The 24,491-nt window shown below is 54.4% G+C and carries 19 protein-coding genes and 2 pseudogenes; 11 read left to right on the top strand and 10 right to left on the bottom strand.

The features are described from left to right. Nucleotides 1-7: 7 nt before the first annotated feature. Together CRO62_RS00885 and CRO62_RS00880 are read left to right on the top strand one after the other, a co-directional pair. Entirely contained in the window at nt 8-634 is a 627-nt protein-coding gene (locus tag CRO62_RS00885; protein WP_097098793.1) for a TraH family protein, read from the top strand. Between the two features lie 315 nt (nt 635-949). Continuing rightward, nucleotides 950-1,258 carry a transcriptional repressor TraM gene (locus CRO62_RS00880; protein WP_097098792.1) on the top strand — a complete coding sequence of 103 codons (309 nt, stop codon included), beginning with the start codon at nt 950-952 and terminating at the stop codon, nt 1,256-1,258. Nucleotides 1,259-1,268: 10 nt separating this feature from the next. On the opposite strand, the gene traR is transcribed toward CRO62_RS00880, so the two are convergent. The 3 genes from traR to CRO62_RS00865 all read right to left on the bottom strand — a co-directional run bounded on the left by traR (nt 1,269) and on the right by CRO62_RS00865 (nt 5,630). Further along, nucleotides 1,269-1,973, bottom strand: a complete 705-nt coding sequence (gene traR, locus CRO62_RS00875) for an autoinducer-binding transcriptional regulator TraR (RefSeq protein ID WP_097098791.1) — start codon at nt 1,971-1,973, stop codon at nt 1,269-1,271. Between the two features lie 612 nt (nt 1,974-2,585). Beyond that, nucleotides 2,586-3,392: an AraC family transcriptional regulator gene (locus tag CRO62_RS00870; RefSeq protein WP_097098790.1), complete on the bottom strand. Its 807-nt coding sequence runs from the start codon at nt 3,390-3,392 to the stop codon at nt 2,586-2,588. Nucleotides 3,393-3,470: 78 nt separating this feature from the next. Beyond that, the gene (locus CRO62_RS00865) at nt 3,471-5,630 is read right to left on the bottom strand and encodes a TonB-dependent receptor (protein WP_097098789.1); all 2,160 of its coding nucleotides are present in this window, start codon (nt 5,628-5,630) and stop codon (nt 3,471-3,473) included. A gap of 221 nt (nt 5,631-5,851) precedes the next feature. Here CRO62_RS00865 and CRO62_RS00860 point away from each other — a divergent pair, with 221 nt between their 5' ends. Together CRO62_RS00860 and CRO62_RS00855 are read left to right on the top strand one after the other, a co-directional pair. Beyond that, complete coding sequence (locus CRO62_RS00860) at nt 5,852-6,868, top strand: AraC family transcriptional regulator (protein ID WP_097098788.1); 1,017 nt, start codon at nt 5,852-5,854, stop codon at nt 6,866-6,868. Between the two features lie 310 nt (nt 6,869-7,178). Further along, nucleotides 7,179-8,216, top strand: coding sequence for a zinc-dependent alcohol dehydrogenase family protein (locus CRO62_RS00855; RefSeq protein WP_097098870.1), 1,038 nt, complete (start codon nt 7,179-7,181; stop codon nt 8,214-8,216). A gap of 128 nt (nt 8,217-8,344) precedes the next feature. Here the strand turns inward: CRO62_RS00855 and CRO62_RS00850 are convergent, their stop codons facing one another. After that, nucleotides 8,345-9,229, bottom strand: coding sequence for an NAD(P)H-binding protein (locus tag CRO62_RS00850; protein WP_097098787.1), 885 nt, complete (start codon nt 9,227-9,229; stop codon nt 8,345-8,347). 77 nt (nt 9,230-9,306) lie between these two features. Here CRO62_RS00850 and CRO62_RS00845 point away from each other — a divergent pair, with 77 nt between their 5' ends. Beyond that, a complete protein-coding gene (locus CRO62_RS00845; protein WP_097098786.1) occupies nt 9,307-9,885 on the top strand; it encodes a TetR/AcrR family transcriptional regulator in 579 nt (192 codons plus the stop codon). Nucleotides 9,886-10,254: 369 nt separating this feature from the next. Here the strand turns inward: CRO62_RS00845 and CRO62_RS00840 are convergent, their stop codons facing one another. Then, complete coding sequence (locus CRO62_RS00840; protein WP_143539365.1) at nt 10,255-10,902, bottom strand: hypothetical protein; 648 nt, start codon at nt 10,900-10,902, stop codon at nt 10,255-10,257. A gap of 196 nt (nt 10,903-11,098) precedes the next feature. Here CRO62_RS00840 and CRO62_RS00835 point away from each other — a divergent pair, with 196 nt between their 5' ends. From CRO62_RS00835 to CRO62_RS00815, 4 genes and pseudogenes are all read left to right on the top strand, one after another. Beyond that, nucleotides 11,099-11,692, top strand: coding sequence for a TetR family transcriptional regulator (locus CRO62_RS00835; RefSeq protein ID WP_097098784.1), 594 nt, complete (start codon nt 11,099-11,101; stop codon nt 11,690-11,692). Between the two features lie 720 nt (nt 11,693-12,412). Beyond that, nucleotides 12,413-13,561 (top strand): efflux RND transporter periplasmic adaptor subunit, encoded by a 1,149-nt coding sequence (locus CRO62_RS00830; protein ID WP_097098869.1) that lies wholly within the window; start codon nt 12,413-12,415, stop codon nt 13,559-13,561. 2 nt (nt 13,562-13,563) lie between these two features. Continuing rightward, nucleotides 13,564-16,695 (top strand): efflux RND transporter permease subunit, encoded by a 3,132-nt coding sequence (locus CRO62_RS00825; RefSeq protein WP_097098783.1) that lies wholly within the window; start codon nt 13,564-13,566, stop codon nt 16,693-16,695. Between the two features lie 732 nt (nt 16,696-17,427). Then, nucleotides 17,428-18,880, top strand: a pseudogene (locus CRO62_RS00815) (PAS domain-containing methyl-accepting chemotaxis protein). Between the two features lie 201 nt (nt 18,881-19,081). On the opposite strand, the gene CRO62_RS27430 reads toward CRO62_RS00815, so the two are convergent. Beyond that, complete coding sequence (locus CRO62_RS27430; RefSeq protein ID WP_373694499.1) at nt 19,082-19,234, bottom strand: ATP-binding protein; 153 nt, start codon at nt 19,232-19,234, stop codon at nt 19,082-19,084. Between the two features lie 445 nt (nt 19,235-19,679). On the opposite strand from CRO62_RS27430, the gene CRO62_RS00800 reads away from it, so the two are divergent. Together CRO62_RS00800 and CRO62_RS00795 are read left to right on the top strand one after the other, a co-directional pair. Then, the gene (locus CRO62_RS00800) at nt 19,680-19,955 is read left to right on the top strand and encodes a substrate-binding domain-containing protein (protein ID WP_097098782.1); all 276 of its coding nucleotides are present in this window, start codon (nt 19,680-19,682) and stop codon (nt 19,953-19,955) included. 195 nt (nt 19,956-20,150) lie between these two features. Next, nucleotides 20,151-20,666, top strand: coding sequence for a hypothetical protein (locus tag CRO62_RS00795; protein WP_210201834.1), 516 nt, complete (start codon nt 20,151-20,153; stop codon nt 20,664-20,666). 23 nt (nt 20,667-20,689) lie between these two features. Here CRO62_RS00795 and CRO62_RS27425 read toward each other — a convergent pair whose 3' ends face one another. The 4 genes and pseudogenes from CRO62_RS27425 to CRO62_RS00780 form a co-directional block, all read right to left on the bottom strand. Continuing rightward, on the bottom strand, nt 20,690-20,953 hold the full coding sequence (locus CRO62_RS27425; protein WP_323455414.1) for a helix-turn-helix domain-containing protein: 264 nt from the start codon (nt 20,951-20,953) through the stop codon (nt 20,690-20,692). Further along, nucleotides 20,937-21,401: a response regulator transcription factor gene (locus CRO62_RS00790; protein WP_323455413.1), complete on the bottom strand. Its 465-nt coding sequence runs from the start codon at nt 21,399-21,401 to the stop codon at nt 20,937-20,939. Before CRO62_RS00790 ends, CRO62_RS27425 begins: the two co-directional genes overlap by 17 nt. Further along, nucleotides 21,398-22,972: an ATP-binding protein gene (locus CRO62_RS00785; RefSeq protein WP_179784418.1), complete on the bottom strand. Its 1,575-nt coding sequence runs from the start codon at nt 22,970-22,972 to the stop codon at nt 21,398-21,400. Before CRO62_RS00785 ends, CRO62_RS00790 begins: the two co-directional genes overlap by 4 nt. Before the next feature lie 521 nt (nt 22,973-23,493). After that, nucleotides 23,494-24,382 (bottom strand): annotated as a pseudogene (locus CRO62_RS00780) (methyl-accepting chemotaxis protein); the annotation flags it as partial. Nucleotides 24,383-24,491: the final 109 nt, after the last annotated feature.

Here is a 24,491-nt window from a genome sequence, read left to right as displayed (position 1 = left end):
ACCCAAGATGCTCGATGCCGTCCTTATACAACAATGCGCCGATCCTACCCTGAAGCCCGCGATCGTCGAGCAGTTTATCACCCGTGCCGGATCGCAGGACCCTCTCGCCATCACCGTGCGCTCCGGCAACCGCGTCGTGCTGGTGCCGAAGCCAACAACGGCGGAGGAGGCACTGGCTGTGATCCGCAACAATCTCGGTCGCAACACCGTTCGCGTTGGGATCACACAATATCCAGCAGGCGTCGGCATCGTCGAGGCTGGCCAGTTAAAGCCGGATATGGTCGAGCCTTGTGAGAATATCCGCATGGGGACGGCGCTCTTCGCCAAGGTCTTTCGCATCGTTTTGGAATGGTATGGCAATCCCACAGCGAAAGAAGTCCTGCCACAGGTCATGGATGATGCGGTCCTTGCCTGGCAGACCGGGTATTTCGAAGGAGTGGCTGTGTTTCGCGCGGAGGATCCGGGGCAGGAGAAAATCACGCGCCCCGCTAAGACCGATTCCGAAGAATCCGAAAATGGCAACGACCCCAACAAATATAACGCCGCGGCTGCAACCGCGACCGACACGGTAGCGTCCGATCCGAACAAGGCAGGCATCAGGGTCGATCTCTCGGGGATCGGCGCAAGGCCATAACCAGGATCTCCCTGAAAATTTGCAAGCGATTGTTTTTCCAATGCCCTAGCGGAAACAATCGGGAGCTTTTATAACACGGAGCAGGGCAGTACGCGCTGCCCGGGGGTGTGGAAACCCTTACTCGGCGGTTGGTGTCGGCCGATGCGACACCAGAATCCTCTGGCCATTGGCCGGTGGGCCTGCGACGTATGTCCAGGTGCTCCGGTGCTAAAGGTCGCAGGACTGTCCGAGTACAGTTTCCAACCCCCGGCTTGGGATCAGAGATTAACGTTTGCGGGGGCGCACCGCAGACTATACTCAAGGGTTGGATCACCAATGGATTTGAAAGATTCAGCAGTGTCGGACACATGTGAATTGCGCCCGGTGATCGGGCTGACGCGCGGACTTCCGAATGCCGACCTTGAGATACTGACTGCCAACGCCATCAGGTTGCACAGGCAACTTGTCGAAAAGGCCGATCAATTTTTCCAGGCGCTACCGGAGGAATACCAGACGGGAAAATCAGTCGGTGGAGACCAGCATCTCGAATACATCGAAGCGATGATCGAGATGCATGCACAGATGAACGCAGTTAGCGCTCTGGTTGGCATTTTAGGCTACATCCCGAAGGTGTCGGTAAACTGAGCATTTGAGGTTAGATAAGGCCAGCACGGATGGCCAGCGCCACCAGGTGCGGCATCGTATGGATCTGGAAGCGCTTTCTCGCCTCCTCAAGTTTGCTTTTCACCGAATTGTATTTGACGCCTTCGAGATCGGCAGCTTCTTCCATCGTCTTGCCGACCGAGATCCAGTTGAGGTACGCGGCCTCCTTCGGGTCGAGCCAGGCCGGGTGCTGTGCAGTCGGCGTTAGGGGCAACAGGGTCATGCGTGTGTGAAGCTGCCCAACAGCTGCGGCTGCCGCGACAGGATCGATATCGCGTATGAGTTCAATTGAGGATTTGTCAGAAGCAAGCGTGAACATGGAAGTTGATCCGTTGGCCGCTCGAATCGGAACGGTAACTCCAGAGCGAATCCCGAAATCCGCTGCTTGGTCAAAGAACGCTCTCTCCTCCTTCGATAGGCGCTGCCGACCATCTTGTCCGCTCCACGTAAACACACGCTTCAGCGACTTTGCGCGGTTTACGATCGGGTCGATGGACTCAAACTTCCGCTTAAAATAGATCGAATGCCATTCGGATGGGTAATTTGACGATGCGATCGTCTGGCCCGGACGGATATATAGATAGGCATAGCCGGAAAAACCCGCTCGATAGGCAAGATGGGTCAGAGCGTCCTTGAGAACATTCTCATCGCCCCGAAGCGCAGCAAGGTCGATGAGCTTATCCAGCCAATGTTGCATATTTTACTCCGTAAATTGTCAGGTGAGACAGGTCACGAGGCGGTCCTCATAAATTGTATTAAAATTAGTGAAGCAATCTTAGATTGCATAATGTATGTTATGGAACCCGAACCTTCGGACGCCTATGAGAACTCTATTCCCTCCCAATCATTCAGATCCAAGCCGCAAATTCCGGTAGATCTTAGTATCCTACGATCTTGCGACTGAACGTCAGTGGGGCTGTTCGTGCAGCGTCGGAGCCTTATTCGTTCGCTGAAGGGCGGCGTGTCCCGCAGCTCATGCGGCCGTTCACCGCCAAACTTATACCAGCCCCATCACCAGTTTGGACGTTGAGCGACTGCCTATCGCGCGATTATGCCTATGGTCGTCACGGCTGTGGCGGGTAGGTTGACATCAAGGTTCGAACCTCTTCATTAGAGTTTATCCGGCAGAATGAGGCAAGAAGGTCGGAAACGTGGGCGTGTTGAAGCTCAATGCTGCCTCCTGCTCAGTTTTTACGGGCATCCTCAATGCGAAGCCAAGGTAGATTGGCACTCCGGTCAGGTCATGCCGGCCCGTCGGCCAAATGCTTTTTCAATCCAGCCAAAGAGGCAGGTCGGGCAGTCTGCCGCGTCATAACGATTTTGCGATATTGCGCTCGTGAAGATATCTGCCCGGCGGCTTGCCAAGGATCTTGCGGAACATCGTTACGAAGCCGCTGGAGCTTTCATAGCCAAGATCGAAGGCGACGTTCTGGACCGAGTCTCCGGCGCTGAGCCGTTTTAACGCGACCAGGATGTGAAGCTGCCTGCGCCAGCGGCCAAAGCTCATGCCGGTTTCTGCCATCAGAAACCGGCTGAGAGTTCGTTCGCTCAACCCTATCCGTGAAGCCCACTGTGCCAGACTGGCCTTGTCGGATGGATCGTTCACCATCATCGACGCGAGAGAACGCAGCTTGGGGGACGCCGGCATGGGAAAGAAAAGACTTTCTTCCTTCGCAGCCGAGAGTTCATCCACGAGAACCTGCACGATCCGGTCCTCCGTTCCACCCGTTGAATACTCTTCGGGAAAAGTTGCCGTTCGCAGGATCAGTTCTCTCATCAACGGTGTTACATGGATTGTCGCGCAGGATTGCATCATCGATGGCACTCGCTCCGGCTCTATGAAAACCGTATAGCACTCGAGGTTGCCTGCCAAATGTGGGGCGTGCACGACGCCGCCCGGAATCCAGAGCGCACAATGAGGCGGAACCATCCACAGGCCTCCCTCAGCCTCACAAGTAACCAGTCCTTTCACATTAAAGATGAGCGCGCCTCTTCGGTGGCTATGTCGTTCTTTCCTCCATCCATCAATGATTGCGATCATCCCAAGAGTAACAAGCGAGCGTCTCAGCGTGTCTGGATCCACGTGGTGGCTTACGGGAATATCGAAAACGGACATCTATTACTCCGGTCTTGTGCGTCCCTGACATCTAAACAGCGTGACCTCATGAGACCATACCACCCGGAAAGAACGCACTCAAAAGCTCTTGCTCATCCCGATCCCGAGAATTCTGCCACGCCCGACCCCGACATATCGGTCGCCGGGGGTAAATCCCGCGGACGCAAATGTCTCGTAACGCTCATCAAAGAGGTTGCGGCCGAAACCATAGATTTCAAAGTCAGCGCCGCTATTTTTCCACCCTACCCGCGCATTCACGAGACTATAGGAAGAAAGCTCAAAGGTGTCGGCAACATCCGCCGTGCGTTTCCCGTTAAACTGATACTGGACTGCGGCTGTCACCTCACCATCCAGATCGAAGATGGAAACCGGCGTCGAATACTCCAGACCGACGCTTGTACTCCATTCCGGTATGTTGGGCACTTGGTTGCCTTCCGTTCCCGCATTGGCACCGCTCCTTCCCAGCTTCGAATGCGTGTAGCCGACGCCGCCGGTGACCACCCAATCCTTGGCGAGTTCTGCTCGTGCCTGAAGCTCTAAGCCTGACGTCTCGTAATCCTGATAGGTCGCCGCAAGCGCCATGGCACTCGGGTCCACATAAAAGACCGTACCGTTCTTGATATCGTTATAGAAGACGCTTCCATCAAGCTGAAGGCGGTTATCGAACAATGTAACCTTCGTCCCGACTTCGTAGGTCCATCCCTTGGCGGCGGGATACGGATCATCAAGGACGCCCGTGGTCGGATAGCCGAACAGCGGATAGACGGGTGTTGACTGCCCTCGCGAGACGGAGGCATAGGTTTGGGCATTGTCGTTCCATTTGTAGGCAATCGACGTTCTTCCAGTCAGGTATGTGTCATCGACTGATCCCTCGCCGTTAAATCTCGGATCTCCGGAGTCGCTACCCTTGCGCATCTTTATGCGATCATGGCTCAACCTTCCACCAAGCGAGACTTCCCAGGACTCTCCGAGGGGCACGGAGACATCACCGAACAGACCGAGATTTAGGGCGCGCAGATCTGCCGTCATCTTGATGGTATTGGAAGGAGCACAGTTCGTGGCGAAGCAATCACGGTGGAGGTCAGAATAAGCCACACTGGCACCAACTACCCAGCGAACCGGATCACCCTGCAGAGAGTTCAACCGGAATTCCTGACTGTATATCTTTTCCCGGTCGACGAGGCTCGCTGGATCGCTTGGAAACCACGCAGGGGAAATCAGCGCGTCGGTGTTGTCGAGATAGCCGTCGATCTTGTTGTGCTGGATCGACGTTACCGAAGTCAGATCGAAGGCGTCGAAATTATGGGTAATCGAAACGACGCCATCGCCGTGGCTGGTGACGTTTTCGGGCTCCGTGAGAGATCCGCTGAGCGGGAAACCGGCCGCATTGCCAAGGACGTAAAACGGGGCGGTGTTCCTGTCACGGAAATAGCTCCCGGTGACGGTGATAGTGGTGTCGTCCAGGCCAGTAAATCGCAACCCACCCCGCACGGCACCGATCATCCGCGCATTTAGGTCGTCGGTATAAAGGCTGTCGATATCGCCGTCCATATGCGTAAACCGGACCGCAAGGCGACCGTCGACGCTGTCTGGGATAATGTTTCCGCCGAGGATGAATTCTCCCATGCGATAGCCGTTTTCGCCGATTTCGGTTGTGGCCTTGACCTCACGCTCGCCATCGGGCTGATTGGTAACGACATTGATCGCTCCACCCAGGGAGTTCGCGCCCCAGAGAGTTCCCTGCGGGCCACGCAGGATCTCCACGTGGTCAACGTCCAGCAGTGGGCTTGAAGCTGTAATCATACTGTTGGGAACACCGTCGACATTTAAGCTGACAGTACCGTCTGAGTAATTGAGCGGTGCGCCCAGGGAACTCACACCTCGAATCGAGAAAAACTGTCTGCCGACCGTCTGGCTTTGCCACTGCACATTCGGAGCGGTCGCTATTGCCGTTCCGGGGTCGGCTGCGCTTGTTTCTAGTATCTCGGGGTCGATCACCGACGCACTTAGCGGTACATCCTTGAGATCTTCCGTTGTCTTGCGACCCGTGACTGTGATGGTTTCGAGAACCGTCGCTCCTTCAGTGTTCACGACACCGCTATTGGCTTCCTGTCCAAGTGCACCGCTGACGGACAGCATAGAGGCCATCCCGTATGCCGCTACACGCAACCCAATTTTTGAGGAGTCGTGTGCTTTCGCATAATCTCCGCTCGTCAGGTCATCATTCGAAGTCGTCATCTGCGCAGCAATCCCCTTGTTAGATTGGCTGCAGTATTAACCTGACAATTTCAGTTCAGATTTCACTGCCCGGACTTTGTGTTTTGCAATCCGGCCAAATTTCAAAGAGCCGACTATCAGCAGATGGCGTCAGTTCACGCTTCTCTGTACCAATTGACAGCAGCACACGCTTTCTTCTGCTACAGTGGTAGAATGCGGCAGATGGGACAGAGGAGATACCCATGCTGAATTCTGCGCTTTTACATGACGCTCATGGTCAACCACTTCTTGAAGGCAAGCTGACCGGTTCGCGTGAATGGGGCGAGGTCAACGCGTTCTGTCATAGGGTTTACATGCCGCTTGCGACACGACCGCTTGTAAAAGGGGCTGACCCTAACGCTACACTGCGAACATTGAAGGTCGGACAAATAGTTTTCAGCCGCTTTTGCTTCGGGGTGCCGACCAGGGCGGACGACTTCGACCCAAACTCGGGCAATATCATCGTTGTCAATACCTTGAAGGGAGGCGTTCGTCATCCTCTTGGAGACAAGAACAGTGTTGATACCAGGCAAGGCGATAGTTATGTCGTCGACTGTAGCCGAACGGACTACTGGAACATCGCCGATGGTCACGATCTGCAACTCAACCTGACTATTCCCCATAACCTTATGGAAGAAACCGCACAGCGCTGGTACGGCTTCATCCCGGACGACCGACTTTGGAAAAGCCGCTTACTTTTCGGCAAGGAACACTCCGCCTGGCTGTCTCTGCTCGATTATGCAACACGATCAATTGATGCCCGGAACAACCGAATTGAAAATCCCTTGATTGAGAAGCGCATCGAAGAGACGATTTGCCTCGAACTGCTGAGGAACTGGGCTGAAAATGCAGATATGAATCTGGAAACCGGAGCCAGGGGCGCAGCACCCCGGTACGTCCGTGAGGCAGAGCGCCTTATGATGGAGCAGGCAGACACGGCACCGACCATTATGGGTATAGCCGCCCAGCTTGAAATTTCAGCACGCAGTCTGTCGGATGGCTTTCGTCGATTCAGGGGAATAACCCCTCATGACTTTCTGAGCGCTCGTCGGCTTGACAGAATGAACGAGGCGCTGAAATCCGCACCCGCCGGGGAAACATTGACCTCAATTGCAGCCGCGAGAGGTTACGTGAATTTGCACGCCATGTCTCAAATCTATCAGCGACGGTTCGGAGAGACCCCGTTTCAAACCCTGCAAAATCGTCCGGTCAAGCCATAGTATCAAACGACGACTGGTTCGAAAGATCTGCATAAACATGCGAATTTTTCGTTTCAAAGTGCGCGCGGATCTCTTTCTGCGCTGCTTGGCGGGGGCATCCCTCAACGGCCATGTTCGCCGCGCATGGCAATTTTCTTCTGCTTATGAGTAGTTACTTCCCCTTTCGACTATCGCCTTACCTTGTTGCAACTGTCCCTGCCAACTGCGGCCCGCTATGCATATTGGACCCTAGCTTCAGTGCAGGTTGGAGAGCGGTTTGTGTGAGTTGTGCAGTGTGATGTTGCGGGGCGTGCCCCATAGGGAGGAAACCATGAAAGCGTTAGTATATTACGGACCAGGAAAAACGAACTGGGTCGAAAAGCCGAAACCTCAAGTTCTGGAACCCACGGACGTCATTGTGAGGATCACGAAGACAACGATCTGCGGCACGGACTTACATATTCTCAAGGGCGATGTACCGGCTGTGACGGAAGGGAGAGTGCTTGGCCACGAAGGTGTCGGCATCGTCGACGATGTCGGCGCCGCCGTGCGCAATTTCAGAAAGGGCGATTCCGTTCTCATATCCTGCATCACCTCCTGCGGATCTTGCCCCAACTGCAAACGACAACTCTACTCTCACTGCAACGACGGCGGCTGGATCCTCGGTCATATGATTGACGGCACCCAGGCCGAGTACGTTCGTATTCGGCACGGTGACAATTCTCTATACCCAGTTCCTCAAGGCGCAGATGAGGAGGCTCTAGTCATGTTGTCAGATATCCTCCCTACTGGACTTGAGATCGGTGTCCAGGCCGGCGGGGTTAAACCCGGCGACACCGTCGCAATCGTGGGTGCTGGGCCGGTGGGCATGTCGGCTCTTCTGACCGCACAGTTCTATTCCCCCGGACGTATCATCATGATTGACAGGGATCATGCGCGGCTTGGGCTTGCACGGCAGTTTGGGGCCACCGATACGATCGAGGCGGGCACGCAGGATGTAGCGGCTGAAGTTATGAGCATGACGGGCGGCCAAGGTGTTGATGTCGCGATTGAAGCCGTGGGTATTCCGGCGACCTTCGATATTTGCCAGAAGATCGTATCGGCTGGCGGAAAGATTGCGAACGTTGGAGTGCATGGAAAACCCGTGGACTTACACATCGAGGACTTGTGGATCAAAAACATCAACATCTCGATGGGACTGGTGAACACGAATACCACGCCGATGCTTCTCAAAACCGTTCAGGCGGGAAAGTTTGACCCACTCAAACTCATCACGCATCGGTTCGACCTTGATAACATCCTTGAAGCATATGAGGTGTTTGGTAACGCGGCGCGGGAAAAAGCGATGAAGATTATCCTATCGGCTTGAACGACAGGATGCAGGGTGCGGGGAGCGACATCTCTCCGCACTGTCATTGGCTCATGTTGAATGTCTTCATCTGGATGGCCATCGTATGACGTTGTCTTCTTAGACGTGCCGAATGATGCTGGGACCGGTCAATGGCTTTCGAACATCGCTATGTTTTCGCTCAGCCATGCAGAGACAGATCGTGGCGGCCTGCCTGTGAGATCCGTAAATGTCGCGGTGGTTTCTGCAAGCACGGATTCCCTGAACAACTGATCAATTCCAACCAGAACATTCGCCACAAGCTCGCTGGCACCTGAAGCCATCAGAACTTCGCGTTGTTCCTCTGCGGTGCGGTGTTGGTATGTCACGGTTCTGCGCAGAAGTCTTGTGAGTTCGTCAGCGACTTCCGGCATGCTAACCGTCGAGGGGCCCGTGAGATGATAAGCCCGTTTAGAACCCGCAAAGGCGATATCGAGCAAGGCAATGCGTGCGGCGTCAGCAACGTCTCTTGTATCGATCAGGTTTACCCGACCATCGCCCGCGGCACCACCCCATGCTCCCGCAGCAACTGGAGCGCCGGCACGCCCAAGTATATCGACAAACGAGGAGGGCCGCAGGATCGTGTATCCAACATCCTGTTGCGCAAGATGAGCCTCGATCTGCATGTGCCAATCAAATGGATGCAGCTTGGAGGCTGGCCCCATGACGGAAAGCTTTACGATGTGGGAGACGTGAGCGGTGACCGCCGCATCGATCAACGCGATCTCATTGGCAACCTGCTGCGCCGACGTGCCATGCGACAGGAAAAGCCGGTCGGTGTCACGAAGCGCTTCCACCAATGACGCGGGGTCGTCAAAATCAATTGTAACGACTGCGACCCCTTTGGGTGCTATATTTGCCTGCGGACTACGGCTCAGTGCGACTATCTCAACGCTGTCGCTCAACAAGCTGGAAACAAGCGCTCCTCCAACCCGACCAGTTGCGCCTGCTACAGCGATCCGAAGTGCCTGTTCGGGTTGCAAAAAGCTGGACATGTTTCCAAACTCACTTATTCTGGAATGATCGGTCCAACATAGTTGGACCGATCATTCCAGAATGTCAAGGTGGCGGTATGAGCGGCAAACAGCAATTCGATGATAGCGTGGTGATAGAATGCGCAATGCAGATCTTCTGGCGCCATGGCTATGTGGCAGCTTCCATAGACGAACTTTCGGCTGCGATGGGACTGTCACGTTCTAGTCTTTACAAACGGTTCCGGGATAAAGAAGGGCTTTTTCACGAGGTGTTGGTAACGTATAATAGTCGAGTTATGCAGCGTATGCGTCTCGTCCAAGCTGACACGAAGCGCGAACAGATGAACGCTCTGCTTCTCGAGTTTGTGGCAGACGCCCCTGTAAAGCAGAGGTCCGGCGGGTGTATGCTTGTAAAGGCCTGCGCTGACATTACCGAGCTGCCCCCCGCTGGGAAGACCGCGGCATTGGAGGGAGTAGAGGCTCAGCGGGTGATCTTGAGAGAGATAGTTACCGCTGCGGTTTCAAATGGAGAGTTGGCCTCGTTGACGGACATCGAGGCGTTAGTGTGGCACTTTCTCGGAGTCCTTCAGGCTACTCTGAACCTGCCGCAAATAGGCGCTTCTCGATCCGATCTCCATCGGATGGTAGCTTGCGCGATGTTGGCTTGGCCGCGATAGCCTCCAAACAGGCAATCCATCGTGTTTCGGTGCATACCGGTCAGCACGTGACAACGCCCGCGAGAGCCATAAACCATGACATGTAGATTGGCACGCCTGCGAGCTTGGAACGGCTTTTTCCAACTATCCGGCCAACTCAGTGTCCGCAAACCAGTACACGGAAACCTGAGAGGCAGGACCCGAATAGTGTTGCGATAGCGATACCACAAAGTGCGCTCCGGATGCCGATCAATTCACTCGTCGACTGCTTTCGGCCGGTAGGAATGCATTTCCTGCAGGAGAAATGCGAGCAGATGGTTTTGGAAGTCGTCTCAGGTGCAATTATGGAAGTTTTAACAGCGAGCGCCGTGGAGCGATCGTGACATCGAATCATTTGCTTCTTAGGGACGTTCCCATTCCGACGATAGAAAGACCCAGAATTGTCAGCATGATAAGAAGAGTGTTGTCTGAACCCATATGCCCGACAAACAGTTTTTCCGCGATGCTTGCGATTGACATGATCAGCGAGCAGATCCCGCCCGCCAGAAGCCATGCTCTGCCGGCAAAAACATGAGTGTTGAACCCGATGGCGATCAGCAACGCTGCACACGCAATCAGACCGGAATAAAACGTGACGGCTCCAAAAACTCCTGAATCGGACAGACCCAATTGGACTTGTATGCCCAGACAAATCTGGAAAACACCTAAGAGCGTCCAATCCAGAAAGATGGCAGGTCGGCTCAACCGCAACATGATAATACAAGTCAGCAACCCTCCGAACATGGAAGACGTCCCAGGCAAGTAACCTGCCAGCTTTCCCACCAATGACGAAAGAAAGCCGAGGATCGCGAAGTCGATGAGAACAACGCCCAAAGCAATGACCCGCCTCCAGTCACCCGGTCCCGTGAAGCGGTTGGTTCTGCTCCACCAGGCCATCGTATAAATTCGCCGAAGCGTCTGAAGGACAGGGAAGCGGAACGACAAGAGTGAACGCTTTTCGGAATGACCACTCCTCGCACGGGGTTTGTTTTTTGCCATGCGCGTGTCTCCTGAAAAATGCGTGGAACAGGGGGGGCTTGATAACCCCTCGGTGAAATTCTCATATACATACGTTCTGACTGTATGTCAAAAAAGTTGATGTGAGCTTCGTGTTGTGCTTTCTTGCGCGCACCGCGCATATTTGACACTTGGCGCCATAATCTAATAGGGAACGCCAAGCACCGGAGGGTTTGCAATGAGAAGAACTAAAGAAGACGCCGCCGAAACAAAACGGCAGATTCTTCAAGCCGCCGAAACGCTTTTTCTCGAACGCGGATTTGAGAACGTAACGCTTGACGAGATTGCGACCGCAGTCGGGACCAGCCGAGGGGCGGTTCATTGGCACTTCTGTAACAAGCAAGGTCTCCTTTTCGCGTTGCGCGGAGAATCACAGCTCCCTCTGAGAGAGCTAGCAGATGCCCTCGAAACCGAGGTGGAAGGTCAGCCCTTGGAGATGCTGGGTGACGTACTTTCCAAAATTTTGTTCGATATGCACTCCGATGAGCGGCGCCGTGGACTAATGCGTCTGATGCTACACCTTGACATTTCTGTGGACTGCCCAGTTCCTAAAGAAGATCGGGATTCATACAAGGCCATGGAAAGAATCTTCGCCAAAGCCAACAAAATCAACCCGTTAAACCCGCCTTGGACTCCGAAAAAAGCTGCGTCCGCTGTGACTGCCGTCGTTCTCGGGGTCCTTGAGGAGTGGGCGCTTGAGCGCAGCGAGTTTCCGCTCGTGCCATACGGACAAGACCTCGTCAAAATCGCCATCAAAGGCTTCCAGAACTGAAAACACTCAACCGACTTGGTGATCGCGTCCAGGGAATCTGACGGTGAAACAGAAGCTTGTCTGTTTTTCGCAGGAAACCGTCTCCGGTCAATACAGTGACACGCTCACTACCTGGGTCACACTCGAAGCCATGACGCGTCTCCATGGCGCAGGCTGTTTCCACGAAACACTCACCGCGTCCAATCTCCTGACACCAAATTCGGGATCCACTGATACTCAAGCATGTAGCAGTAAGCATTGTATTCGTGGCATCATTTTTCGCCAACAACGCACTCCGATACACGCGCGCGGATAGCCTCAAGTGGGTTGAAAAGCTTTGCCTTTCAAGTTGGCAATTGGCGCTTTGTCGTTGTCGATATTGCAAAGGCATGTTTGGAACACGATGAAGCGTTTGTTCGATGCGCAAGTAAAGCACCGCTCCGTCTTTCTACGTCTTATAAGACAATCTGGCACTGGACCTGAAGGCTTAGCGGACTGGCAATCGCCAGATCCGGTCTACCATAGTGTTCAGAATTTATCATCAAATCAAAAGACCGATTGCCTCTCCGCAGAATATGCTATTTACAAATATACCGTATGTTTATTAAATCACATTGACCGGCGTGTCGGTGGGTGGAGCGGTTCTTCATTTGACAGCCGTAAACCACCTCAATGTCGCGTCTGAAATTTACGAAATCCGGGATGCTTGTGAGCGAGCTACCTGAGCTAGAAAGGTTCCAAATGGACTTCAAATTGACAAGAGGCTTTGGACAGCGCGTCCTTCTCGCTGCGCCTTTGGTGATCGCGCCCGTCGCTGTTGCAGCGCAGCAGCCTCCCCTTCCCGCTGTCACTGTCACAGTCGTACAAGCAACAGATTACACGCTCACCGCTCGCTTGCCCGGGCGGATAAAGGCCTCCACCGAGGCAGAGGTGCGTCCTCAAGTATCGGGCATCATTCGCGAACGTCTCTTTTACGAAGGTGTCAAAGTAAAGAAGGGTCAGGCTCTCTACAAAATAGATGACGACAACTACGTGAGCGCGACGGAATCAGCCAAAGCGGCGCTAGCCGAAGCTCAGGCCAACTTTGACCTGGCCGTTATTGACGCGAGACGAGCAGCCGAGTTGCTGGCGAACCGCAGTGGGACGGCATCCAATCGAGACAGCACTGCCGCTCAACAAAGCAGAGCGGATGCAGCGCTTCAGCGCGCCCGCGCCCAGCTGACAACTGCCGAAATCGATCTGAACAGAACAACGATCAGAGCCCCGATTGACGGGGTGATCGGCTTTTCGGAAACCACCCCCGGTGCATTGGTCGCTGCACAGCAGGCAACAGCCTTGGCTACAATCAGAACCATCGATCCGGTCAATGTCGACGTTACGCAGTCCGCAACGGATTTGCTTAGATGGCAATCGAAAGGTGGTGCCGCTGGACTTGAGAAGTCTGCGACGGCTTCACTGATCCTCCCTGACGGGTCCCGCTACCCGCTCAAGGGCAACCTCACCGCAGCCGAGCCCAAAGTAGAGCCCACGACGGGCATGGTGACGCTGCGTGTAAGTTTTGAGAATCCAGAGCAGGTGCTGCTTCCGGGTCTTTATGTCGAGGTGGAATTACCGCAGGCCAAGGCGGACGGTGCTATCCTCGTCCCTCAAAGCTCCGTGATGAGAAACGCCAAGGGCGAGCCATATGTCTGGGTCGTGAGGGACTCGAAAGTCGAAGAGAGGGCCCTGTCAATCTTCACGGCTGATGGCAATCAACTCGTCATCACCGACGGTCTTGCAGCCGGCGAAGCCGTTGTCACTTCCGGCTTCCAAAAGGCCGCCCCCGGCGCTGAGGTCGCTGTGACAGTAGACAGTGGGAAACCAGCCTTGCAAGCCAACGAAAGCAAGTAATCATGGCACAGTTCTTTATCGACCGCCCGGTATTTGCATGGGTGATCGCGATTATCATTATGGGTCTCGGAACGCTATCAGTACTTAGCCTGCCCGTGTCTCAATACCCGACCATTGCTGGACCATCGATCGTTATTGGAGCGACGTACCCTGGCGCTTCAGCAGAAACGGTCGCAGACACTGTCGTCCAGATCATCGAAAAGGAAATGACCGGACTTGACGGGCTGCGTTACATCAACTCATCGACAACTTCGACGGGTCGAGCCGAGATTACTCTCACATTTCACCTGGGCTCTGATGCGGATATTGCGCAGGTCCAAGTTCAGAACAAACTCAGCCAGGCAGAGGCGAACTTACCGGATGATGTTACTCGCCAAGGTGTGACGGTCGAAAAATCGGCCACGGGGTTTCTGATGGTGGTCGGCCTCGTATCGAGCGACAATACGCGCAGCGCCATTGATCTGGCAGACTATCTAAACTCCTACATGGTTGAATCAATATCGAGGCTGACAGGGGTCGGGCGCGTGCAGGTTTTCGGCTCCGAATACGCCATGCGTATTTGGCTTGATCCCCAAAAACTGAAGTACTACGATCTTTCGCCATCAGCTGTTGTTACTGCAATAACGGCGCAGAACGCTCAGATTTCTGCTGGTTCATTTGGAGCAATGCCCTCGCCCCAGGGCCAGCAACTCAATGCAACGGTCACGGCTCAATCGCTTCTCAAAACGCCCGAAGATTTTGAGCGGGTCGTTCTGCGCGCGGACACAGATGGAGGGCTGGTACTTCTTCGCGACGTCGCGCGTGCGGAACTGGGTTCAGAAAACTATGAAATTACAACATATTACAACGGCAAGCCCGCGGCGGGCATGGCGGTTCAACTGGCTTCAGGCGCGAATGCACTGGAAACCGCAGAACTTGTGAAGGAACGCGTTGAGCAACTGTCCCGAACAATGCCAGAAGGCGTGGAGTATGTTATACCTTACGACACGACGCCATTTGTCAAATTGTCGATCGAGGCGGTCATAGACACATTGCTTGAAGCGATTGTGCTCGTTGTGCTGGTGATCCTGCTCTTCCTGCATAACTTCCGCGCCACCCTGATACCTGCTCTTGCTGTTCCGGTGGTCCTGTTGGGTACGTTCGGCGTCATGGCAGCGTTCGGCTTTTCTATCAACACCTTGACGATGCTCGCAATGGTCCTGGCAATCGGCCTCCTCGTAGACGACGCAATAGTTGTCGTTGAGAACGTTGAGCGCCTGATGCAAGAAGAGCATCTGACTCCCAAGGAAGCCACAAAAAAATCGATGCGCGAGATTACCGGTGCGTTGGTTGGTATTGCGATGGTCGTCTCGGCAGTTTTCGTACCGATGGCTTTCTTCGGTGGATCGACGGGCGAAATGTACAAGCAGTTCTCCGTAACAATAGTGTCCGCAATGGCCCTTTCGGTTATCGTTGCGATCGTCTTTACGCCTGCTCTTTGTGCAACGTTGTTGAAGCCGCACAACACAAAGAAACGCACAGGGTTGCTGGCCCGACTTACGGACGGTTTCGAACGCAACTTCACACGTTTGACAGATGGCTATGGCGGCGTTGTAAAAGTCGCCACCAAGCGGCCTGTCAGAATGCTGTTGATCTATGGGCTTATCGTTACTGGCATGGTGGTATTATACCAGCGGACCCCCACCTCCTTCCTGCCAAGCGAAGATCAGGGCACGCTCTTTACGATCGTTCAAACACCGCCCGGCACCACAAGTGAGAACACCGAAAAGGTTCTGAGCAAGGTGTCGGATTATTACCGAACAGTTGAAGGGGATAACGTCAGCTCCGTCTTTTCAGTCCAAGGCTTTTCGTTTGCGGGTCAGGGCCAGAATATGGGCATGATGTTCGTCAGCCTGAAGGACTGGAAGGACCGCGTCGGGCCCGAAAACTCTGCTCAGGCCATCGCCGCACGGGCGTTCGGTCCACTAATGGGCGGTATAAATGAAGCAATCGTTGTTCCGATTGTACCGCCACCCGTTATGGAGCTTGGCAACTCCAACGGTTTCACGGCGTTCCTGCAGGCGGAATCAGGTCAGTCACACGAAGAGTTGCTTGCAGCCCGCAACCAACTGTTGGGGCTAGCCGCGAAAAATCCGATGCTCACGGCTGTTCGCGCGAACGGAGTAGAAGATGCGTCACAGTTCGAGCTTAATATAGATTGGGGCAAAGCTGGAGCGGTCGGGGTCACAGCTGCTGATGTTGGATCATTCCTCGCAACTGTATGGTCCGGGACATACGTAAACGACTTCCTTTACGCAGGTCGCGTGAAACGCGTTTACGTTCAGGGTGAGCCCCATGCGAGGACTGGACCCGAAGATCTCGCTCTTTGGCGCGTTCAGAATGCAAATGGCCAGTTTGTTGATTTCTCGACCTTTGCTACACAGGACTGGGTATTCGGACCGCAACAGGTAGATCGCTACAACGCCTTGCCAGCGATGCAGATAGAAGGGTCTCCCGCATCCGGATTCTCATCCGGCGAGGCAATGGCTGAGATGGAACGTCTGGCGGCCGAGCTTCCCAAAGGCTTCACTTTGCGATGGACTGGGCAGTCCTTGGAAGAGAAGGAAGCGGGCGCAGGGGCTTTGCCCTTGTATGGTCTGGCATTGGCAACGATGTTTCTTTGCCTTGCCGCCCTATACGAAAGTTGGACGATACCGATTGCTGTCTTGCTCGCAATGCCGGTGGGCGTGCTCGGAGCACTCCTGGGAGCCTTGATCGGCGATCAGACGAATGGAGTGTACTTTCAGGTCGGACTTCTGACCGTCGTTGGACTGACAGGTAAAAATGGCATCATGATCGTTGAGTTTGCGCGTGAACGAATGGCACACACCGGAGGAAATGCTGTGGAGGCAGTCCTCGAGGCCGCAAAGCTGCGCTTCCGACCAATTCTCATGACATCTCTGGCGTTCGGCCTCGGCGTCGTGCCTCTTCTCATCTCAAGCGGCGCGGGGGCCGGTGCAAGGCATGCTATAGGCTACGCAACGTTCTTTGGGACCGTAACAGGGACAGTACTCGCCGTTATCTTTGTTCCGGTGTTCTTTGTGGTCGTCAACAAGATTTTCGATCGAAGGAGCACCGGTCAGTCAGGCGACTAACGAAAAGGCATGCGTCCGCCCTGCGAGCCGAGAATTAGCTTCCAGGGCGGTCGCATCACTATGTTCACGCACCGAATTTTATTCCAGTATTCTTTCATCGTCTCGCTTACATAAAGAGTTTTTCTAGCGAGGTTTCACATTCTTCGGATTTGATTTGAGAGAGCCGTACAGTAGCTTTGAACCGCACGGACCTTGCCCGGCTTTAACTTCTTAGAAAGTGCGGCATTTGTGAGCAAAACAACGAACGCGTGATCGTGTTCGAAACGCGGGACTGCCGTGCGGTTTTACGATAGCAATCTTGTCAATTGACAACAATTCTGACTTGCCAATCCGATCCAATCGGATGCGGCTTGCCGGTGGCGGTTTCCCCTCAATAGCCAGATGTGGAAAAAAGAAGGAACGCGTAAACCGCCCCAAGGGCGTCGGGTTAATTCACATTGAGAGATATCGCAGCAATAATACTGTTATCGAAGCGCCGGTCTAAGTGATGCAAAAAATAACGAGCGCTTGCGCAAGTACAAATCAAGCCACTTCGCCATCTATCTAAAGTTGCGAGTAGCCACAAGCTGCTAATCCGGAATGGCTGCCTCCTTCTATGCTATCAGTAAATACACTTGACATCACATGTAGAGCACCCGACGAGGTCGCCTCCAGATCGAGCCGATAATTCATTATATATAAATTTTTATACATTAGCATTGTTCTAGGTGCAGCTTATTGTTGGAAATAGAAATGTTCAGAAGTTCGAAAAGCAGACGTATAGCAGAACTCGAAGAAAATTTCGATGCCGTAAAGGAACGTTCAAATCTACTCGATGAAGCCTGTGGCATCGGTCTGTGGGAGGCTGTGTTACACGAAGGCGACGCGCTTCACGCAAAGAGCATCTGGACATGGTCCGCCGAGTTCCGCCGTCTGGTCGGCTACACCGACGTCCAATCGTTTCCCAACGTTGTGCAGTCGTGGTCGGATAAGCTTCATCCCGATGATGTGGCACCCACATTTGCCGCCTTCGCCGCGCATCTCGAGGATAAGACGGGTAAGTCGAGGTACAGCGTCAATTATCGACTCAAGATTTTCGATGGGTCTTATCAGTGGTTCAGGGCGACAGGTGGATGCGCCCATCAGGCAGATGGAAAAACAATCCGCGCCTGCGGCTCACTCACGAACGTAAATGACGAAATTCTTCTGAGGGAGCGGATGGAACGGGAAGCCGAGAGTGACCGTATAACTGTCGGTGCGTTGGCCGAAGCTCTTTCCCAACTGGCCAATGGAAACCTTACGCATCGCATTACAGCCGAATTTGCCGCAAAGACGGCGGGCCTCCGAACCGATTTCAACGAGACAGCCGATAAGCTCCAGGAAACGTTGAACGCTGTATCGGTTGCTGCATCCAGCATTTTGTCGGGATCAAAGGAAATCAGCACTGGCTCGGACGAGCTTTCAAGACGAACAGAACAACAGGCTGCTTCGCTTGAGGAGACCGCTGCTGCTCTCGATGAGATCACTGTCAATGTCGCAAACTCGTCCAAACGAACCGAAGAAGCCCGTTCGGTGGCTGTCCAAGCTAATACCAGCGCTGCTCAGTCTGAAAAAGTTGTCGCCAATGCGGTTGATGCCATGCACAAAATCGAGCGCTCTTCCAACGAGATTTCCAACATTATCGGCGTCATCGACGAGATTGCTTTCCAGACCAATCTTCTTGCTCTGAATGCAGGCGTTGAGGCAGCTCGTGCAGGCGAGGCGGGCAAGGGCTTTGCGGTCGTGGCACAGGAAGTGCGCGAGCTCGCTCAGCGGTCCGCAAAGGCAGCGAAAGAGATCAAAGGCCTTATCCGGAATTCCTCAATTGAAGTACAGAGCGGAGTCACGCTGGTGATTGAGACTGGAGAGGCATTGAAAACCATCGAAAGCTACATCGTCACCATTAATCAACACATGGACTCCATCGCCACTTCGGCCCGCGAGCAATCTGTAGGCCCTCGCCGAGGTCAACGCAGCCGTTAATCAGATGGATCAGGTGACCCAGCAGAATGCAGCCATGGTAGAAGAGAGCAATGCGGCTAGCGCAACGCTTGCGAACGAGGCTGGACGACTGAATCAGCTGATCTCACAGTTCAAGCTCAATACAGCGCAGCCCCGCAATGTTTCTGTCGTCACTACAGATGTAATTCATCGCCGGGTTGCATAGCAGGTGAGTCCACGCCGGACGGACAGACAGGGTCACTGGAGCTCTACGCTTGACAGGGCATGTTGGGCTCCAGTTTGTCTACGACGGATTGACGAACGGCCAGGTCTTTCTGGCCAATGTTAGCACGTTCTGCTTCCGACCTCCTCCAGCCATATTGTCACTACTGACAATCGCCCGCGCACAAAACACCCGGGCTGCGTGTCAAGCGACACGAAGAATCGACCCCTTTTGCGCCATCAGAAATTGACCGCCATGATTGATTTTTCGTTGGCGCATTTCGCGAAGGCGATAGCTGTCACCTCCAATTGTGATTACCGTCGAATGATGAAGCAGGCGATCCAAAGCCGAGGTCATTGCGTTGCGCGCAGCGCCATTCGATCGGTTTGTCGCGCCAAAGCATCTCCACGCAGGCGGCAAGGATAAACGGTTGCTCCATCGTCATTCTCCTAATTGAAATATCAGTCTTGCCTCAACCGCGTATCGGGGTTCCGTTCGAGTCGGCCATGGCGTGGATGACTTTCTCGATCTCCAGACCTTCGCGAAGTCAGGACCTACATTCGCTCTGCCACCGATGATGACGAGCAGGTCGCGCGCCTCGATAACCTTCTGCTCGTTGAAACCGAAATTGTGGCCAGGCGCTGGGCAAAAGGCGGCAAAGTCGGCTGATCTGGCCCTGTGAGGTGCCGTACAAACCCTGCTTCGCCAGTCCTGTGCACCCACAATTCGTTCATGTTTTCCTGGTCAAAAACGATCGTGCCGTTTTGCCCGTGTATTTCACATTGCAGGTCGCGATGCGGCGATGATACCGGACATTCTGGTCTGCGAGAATGATGCGCTAGCGATCGGCGCCGCTGACGTTATCCGTTACAAGCTGGGTTTGCGCATTCCAGAGGACATAGCAATTACGGGTTTCCACGAGGTGCCCCAGGCAGATAATCCGAACTATAACCTCACGACTTACCGGCAACCGCTAACCGAGATGGTTGAATATCTCGTGAAAGTCTTGGCAGATCCGGACCGCGTCGACCTCGACCGGTTGTTTGCTGTAGCTTTGATACAACTTCGCGGTGCATGAGCTTTTAGAGATGGTTTTCGGACACGACCGAGCGTTGCACTGTAATATTCTGTCCATCATCTGTTCATGAAGCAGCCACGCCAGCTTCAGAGAGGACATCCATATTCCTGTTGTCGCTCACATCGAGCAACCAAACAGGAGACACATATGCGCTGGATAGCCAAGGCGACTGCCATAACAGGAACTGCTCTGCTTATGACCGTCGGCGTCGTTAACGCCGTCGAAATTCATAACGGAGCCATAAGCGAGGCTGAGGTCCTTCAGACACAAAAGGCATGGGGCGAGGCTCTAGTGGCCATTTCTCGTGAATATGAAGAAAAGGGTGCAAAGCCCGCCCATGAAATGGCAGCGAATGTGATCGATGCGGCCTATGGATACCAGTTAGGCCCGGTGCTTTTCAAACCGACCTTGACGCAGGAACCTCAAACATTCCGTACCGACCGTGAGGGCGCCCTTTCGTATTTCGTGGGCCAAAATCCCAAATACCCTGCCGATACGGGCTTTGCGTTGAAGGGATGGCGTGAAGTCGACGTCAAGAACGCTGCCATTCTTCTGGATGGCGAATACGCGACAACATTGGGTAAGGTGTCCTTCACCGACAAGGACGGCAAAGTGACGACCGTCGACAAATCGTGGACGTTCAAGAAGGATGATGAGGGAACGATCCGTATCGTTCAGCATCACTCCTCACTACCTTACGCCGCCAAATAATATCGGTCTGAAGCAGGCAGCAACTACCGATCTATTTCAAGACGGTAGCCGATACCTCGAACAGTTGTGATGCAGGATCGACTCTCCGATGAGCGGTCGATCTTTGCACGCAATCGACGCACGTAGACATCCACGACATTCGTCAAGGGGTCTTCGCCTGCGCCCCAGATATTCGACAAGATACGTTCCCGGCTGAGCACGCGTCCTGGTGCCGACATGAACAGCTCGAGAAGCGCTAGTTCCTTGGCGGTCAGCGAAATCTCTTCGCCCTCAACGGTGACACGCATAGATTCCCGGTCCAACTCCAGCAGGCCCGACACTCAATAGTCTGGGACCGAGCGGACGCAGGTCGATCGGTCGGCGCATCAACGCCTCGATCCGTGCCAGCAGTTCTTCAAACGAGAACGGTTTGACCAGATAGTCGTCGGCGCCCATGCGCAAGCCAGAGATACGATCAGTCACGGACCCAAGGGCGGTCAGCATCAAAATCGGTGCCGATATGCCGCTCGCGCGCAGCGTCTGGCAGACATCGGAGCCGTTTATGATTGGCAACATGACATCAAGCAGGATAGCGCCGTTTGCACCTGTGGTGCGCCATTCCTGCCATAGCTCGTGCGCGCGTTCGATGCCTGTCGGGCCATCGCGTGCGACACTGACGCCGTAGCCTTCCGCGCGCAATCCGCGCACCAAAAAATCTGCCACTCTCGGATCGTCTTCTATGATGAGGATGTTCATTTCGTCGTCTCCGGGATGGTTTCAGGAACGGCGGGGTTTCTGGCCAGTGGCAACCGAAGCACGGCTGTCGTTCCCTCCTCCCTATCGCTGGATAGAATGATCGTTCCGTCGTGTGCAGATGCCAGATGTCTGGCGATGGACAAACCCAGGCCTGTCCCTTCCGGACGATGAAGCCGCGCATTGTTGCCGCGGAAATTACGGTCGAAAATGTGTTCTATGGCTTCGGGTTCGATACCTATCCCGTGGTCGCGAACGACCAGTTCCCAATTGCTTTCGATTACCCTAGACGTAACTTCGACGCGGCTATCGTAAGGCGAATAGCGGATGGCATTATCGAGCAAAATGGCAATGACTTGCCTTAGTCGAAACGCGTCGCCAGCCACGATCGTTTCCGCATCCTCGATATCGGCTACAATCTTCACACTTCGCTGGTTGGCTAAGGCTGCCGCACTCAATAGCGCTTCTTCGAGTGGACCTGCTATGTCGATCGGCTCCCTGGTCATTGCCAACGTCTCGTCCTCGCCACGTGCCATCATCAGCAGATCGTCGATCAGGCTCCCCATCTGCCCGGCCGCTTGGCCGATCCGCACAAGCGACGCGCGGTAATCGTCATCCGCCTTTTGTCCGCGCAACGCAATCTCCGCTTCACCGCGGATTGCCGTCGTCGGTGTGCGCAATTCGTGGCTGATATCGGCCAACAGACTGCGCCGACGCCCCTCCGAAGCGCGCAAACGCGATAAGGCATCTTCAAGGGCGGACGTCCGCTCTCTGACCTGTTGCTCAAGCACAATCCGGTGGTTGGCTTCTTCATTGCGTCTCAGCAAAAGCTCGGACGCCATGCGGTTGATGCTGGCGGCAAATCGGCCAAACTCGTCGGTGGTCGTCACGGGGATGCGATGTTCGAGCTGGCCGCCTTCATAAGCCTTCGCGCCTTCCGACATCTGCTGGAGTGGGCGGCGGATGGCATTGGCGATGCTGTAGGCCAACCCCATGCCGATAACGGCGATGATGAACGTCATCACCGCAAGGACGTGATTGAGCTGCAGTAGCGCGGCATCCGCGTTGGCGCGCGTGATGATGAGCTGCGACCGTTCCTTGGCGATAGTGTCGTTGAGAACTTCGCGAAGATCCCGCCCGGCTCCCTGATCGAAAACTTTCTCGATGGATGCCCAGGCCGTTCGCACATCATCGGCTCCCGTATGTGACCTGATGTCTTCGATGGCAGGCTTCAGCGCAATAACGCTACCGGAGATCAGCTGCAAGGCCTCATCGCGCGCGTCGTCATCATCGGCAGGCGCGCCAGCCAGATGATCCATCGTCCGTGTTCGCTGGCTGATGTGCTGGAGCTCTTCGATGGTTGCGGCCATATGAGTTCTAAGAATCTCCCCGTCGCCAGGAGCATGATCTGCGCCAATCAGCGCGCGCAGAGACCATGCACGGAGCCGCTGCTTGGTCGCTGACAGCTCCAGCAAACCGGAGAGAATATCTCCCGCATATCGACCGCGGATGACCTGCTGCTCTGCCTCCGTGGCGATGTGCCGATTGAGGAGTCCCTGGGATACGATCAGCAAGGCTAAGACCGCGAAAGATCCAATCAGTCGAATCGTGAAGTCAATTCGCTTCATTAAAGTGCCTTTATTGGCTGGACTGGTCTCGCCTCAAGTCTTGCCTTACATTGTATCGCCCAGACTCTTTTACAATATTTCAGGCTTTAGAGCCGGCCTCTGCTCCTGCCAACATGGCTGCGCAGGGCCAGAGGCACGAGAACGGGCACTTCTTTTCTGCCCCTACCTTCCATCTCTGCCTTGCCATCGTATGTCAGAGTTAGAGATGGGGACAACCGGATGCGAATGCGCGACGACCATTTTTAATATACTCCTGCGCTTGGTCTGCGATGTTCCAGCAGGTCAGCACGATTTCGGCGGCTGCGTTTGGACTACTTCATTTGAATCCTTCGCACCATACGCGACAGTGTACCTCGCACTACTGCCGGGAAAGATACTGTCGAGGCTTGATCGTGTCCCAGCGAATAGTGGAAGCGGGACACGATTTCGGACTTCTCAAGCCCAAGAGGACTCTCCGCGAATTTTTGTTAGCTGGCGGCCTTATACTGCACATATCCATGGTGGGCTCGCCTATTGTCGCCTGCGACTTTGAAGCGGCGAATTTCCAACGCCAGATTTTCGGTTTCCTGTAAAAGGCTCTGAGCGGCAGCCGTTGTTTCTTCCACCATGGCTGCGTTCTGTTGTGTGACTTTGTCCATCTGGTCTGCGGCAGACGACACCCCCCGCAGGCTAACCGCCTGTTCACGCGCATTGGCAGGAATCTGATGGACGGTCTGGCTCATGCCCAGAACCTGCTCGACGATCTTGCCTTGAGATGAGCCGGTTTCTTCGACCGGTTGAACACCAGAATCTACCTGGGTAGACGAAATGGAAATCAGCTCCTTGATTTCTTTCGCAGCCTTGGCAGAGCGCTGTGCAAGTTCACGTACTTCCTGCGCCACAACCGCAAAGCCTCAAAGCCAGCATTCAGGTGCAAGGAGGTTGGTCTGGACAGCAATCTCATCAATAACGCTGATGATATTGCCAATTTTGCTGGAAGACCCCTGAAATACCGTCATCGCCGCAATCGCGCGGGTGACGACTTCTCCACCCTTTCTCGGTATCTCCACGGGCAACATTCACAGTTTTTTGTGCACTCGACGCACCATCTGCGGTATCGTTTACGCCACGAGTGACTCTACCGAGAGCCGCCACGGTTTCCTCAAGCGAGGCAGCCTGCTGCTTCGATGCGGTAGATATCTCGGAGAGACCGGAGCGTATCGTATAGACCGCGTGAACAACGTTGCTGCTCGTTTCTTCAAGTGAAGAAACAGAAACGTTAAGGTTCTGCCGGATCGCATCAAATTCGGGTGCAACGCGCTCGTTCATGCGTACCGTTAAATCTCCGGCAGCAAGGGAATTGAAGCTGCTCTGGACGATTTCGACAAAGCGACGCAGATCGTTAGCCCTTGTCCCTGTCCCTGTCGCTATCGATGGCGTGACGTGACTGCGAAGCCGCAGCCGACCATCGGCCCGCCTGCGGCTT

The organism is Rhizobium sp. AN6A, from assembly GCF_900215635.1.
Lineage (GTDB): Bacteria > Pseudomonadota > Alphaproteobacteria > Rhizobiales > Rhizobiaceae > Agrobacterium > Agrobacterium tumefaciens.
Note: the sequence above shows the minus strand (reverse complement) of the source record. Positions and strands in the feature narration are given on the sequence as shown.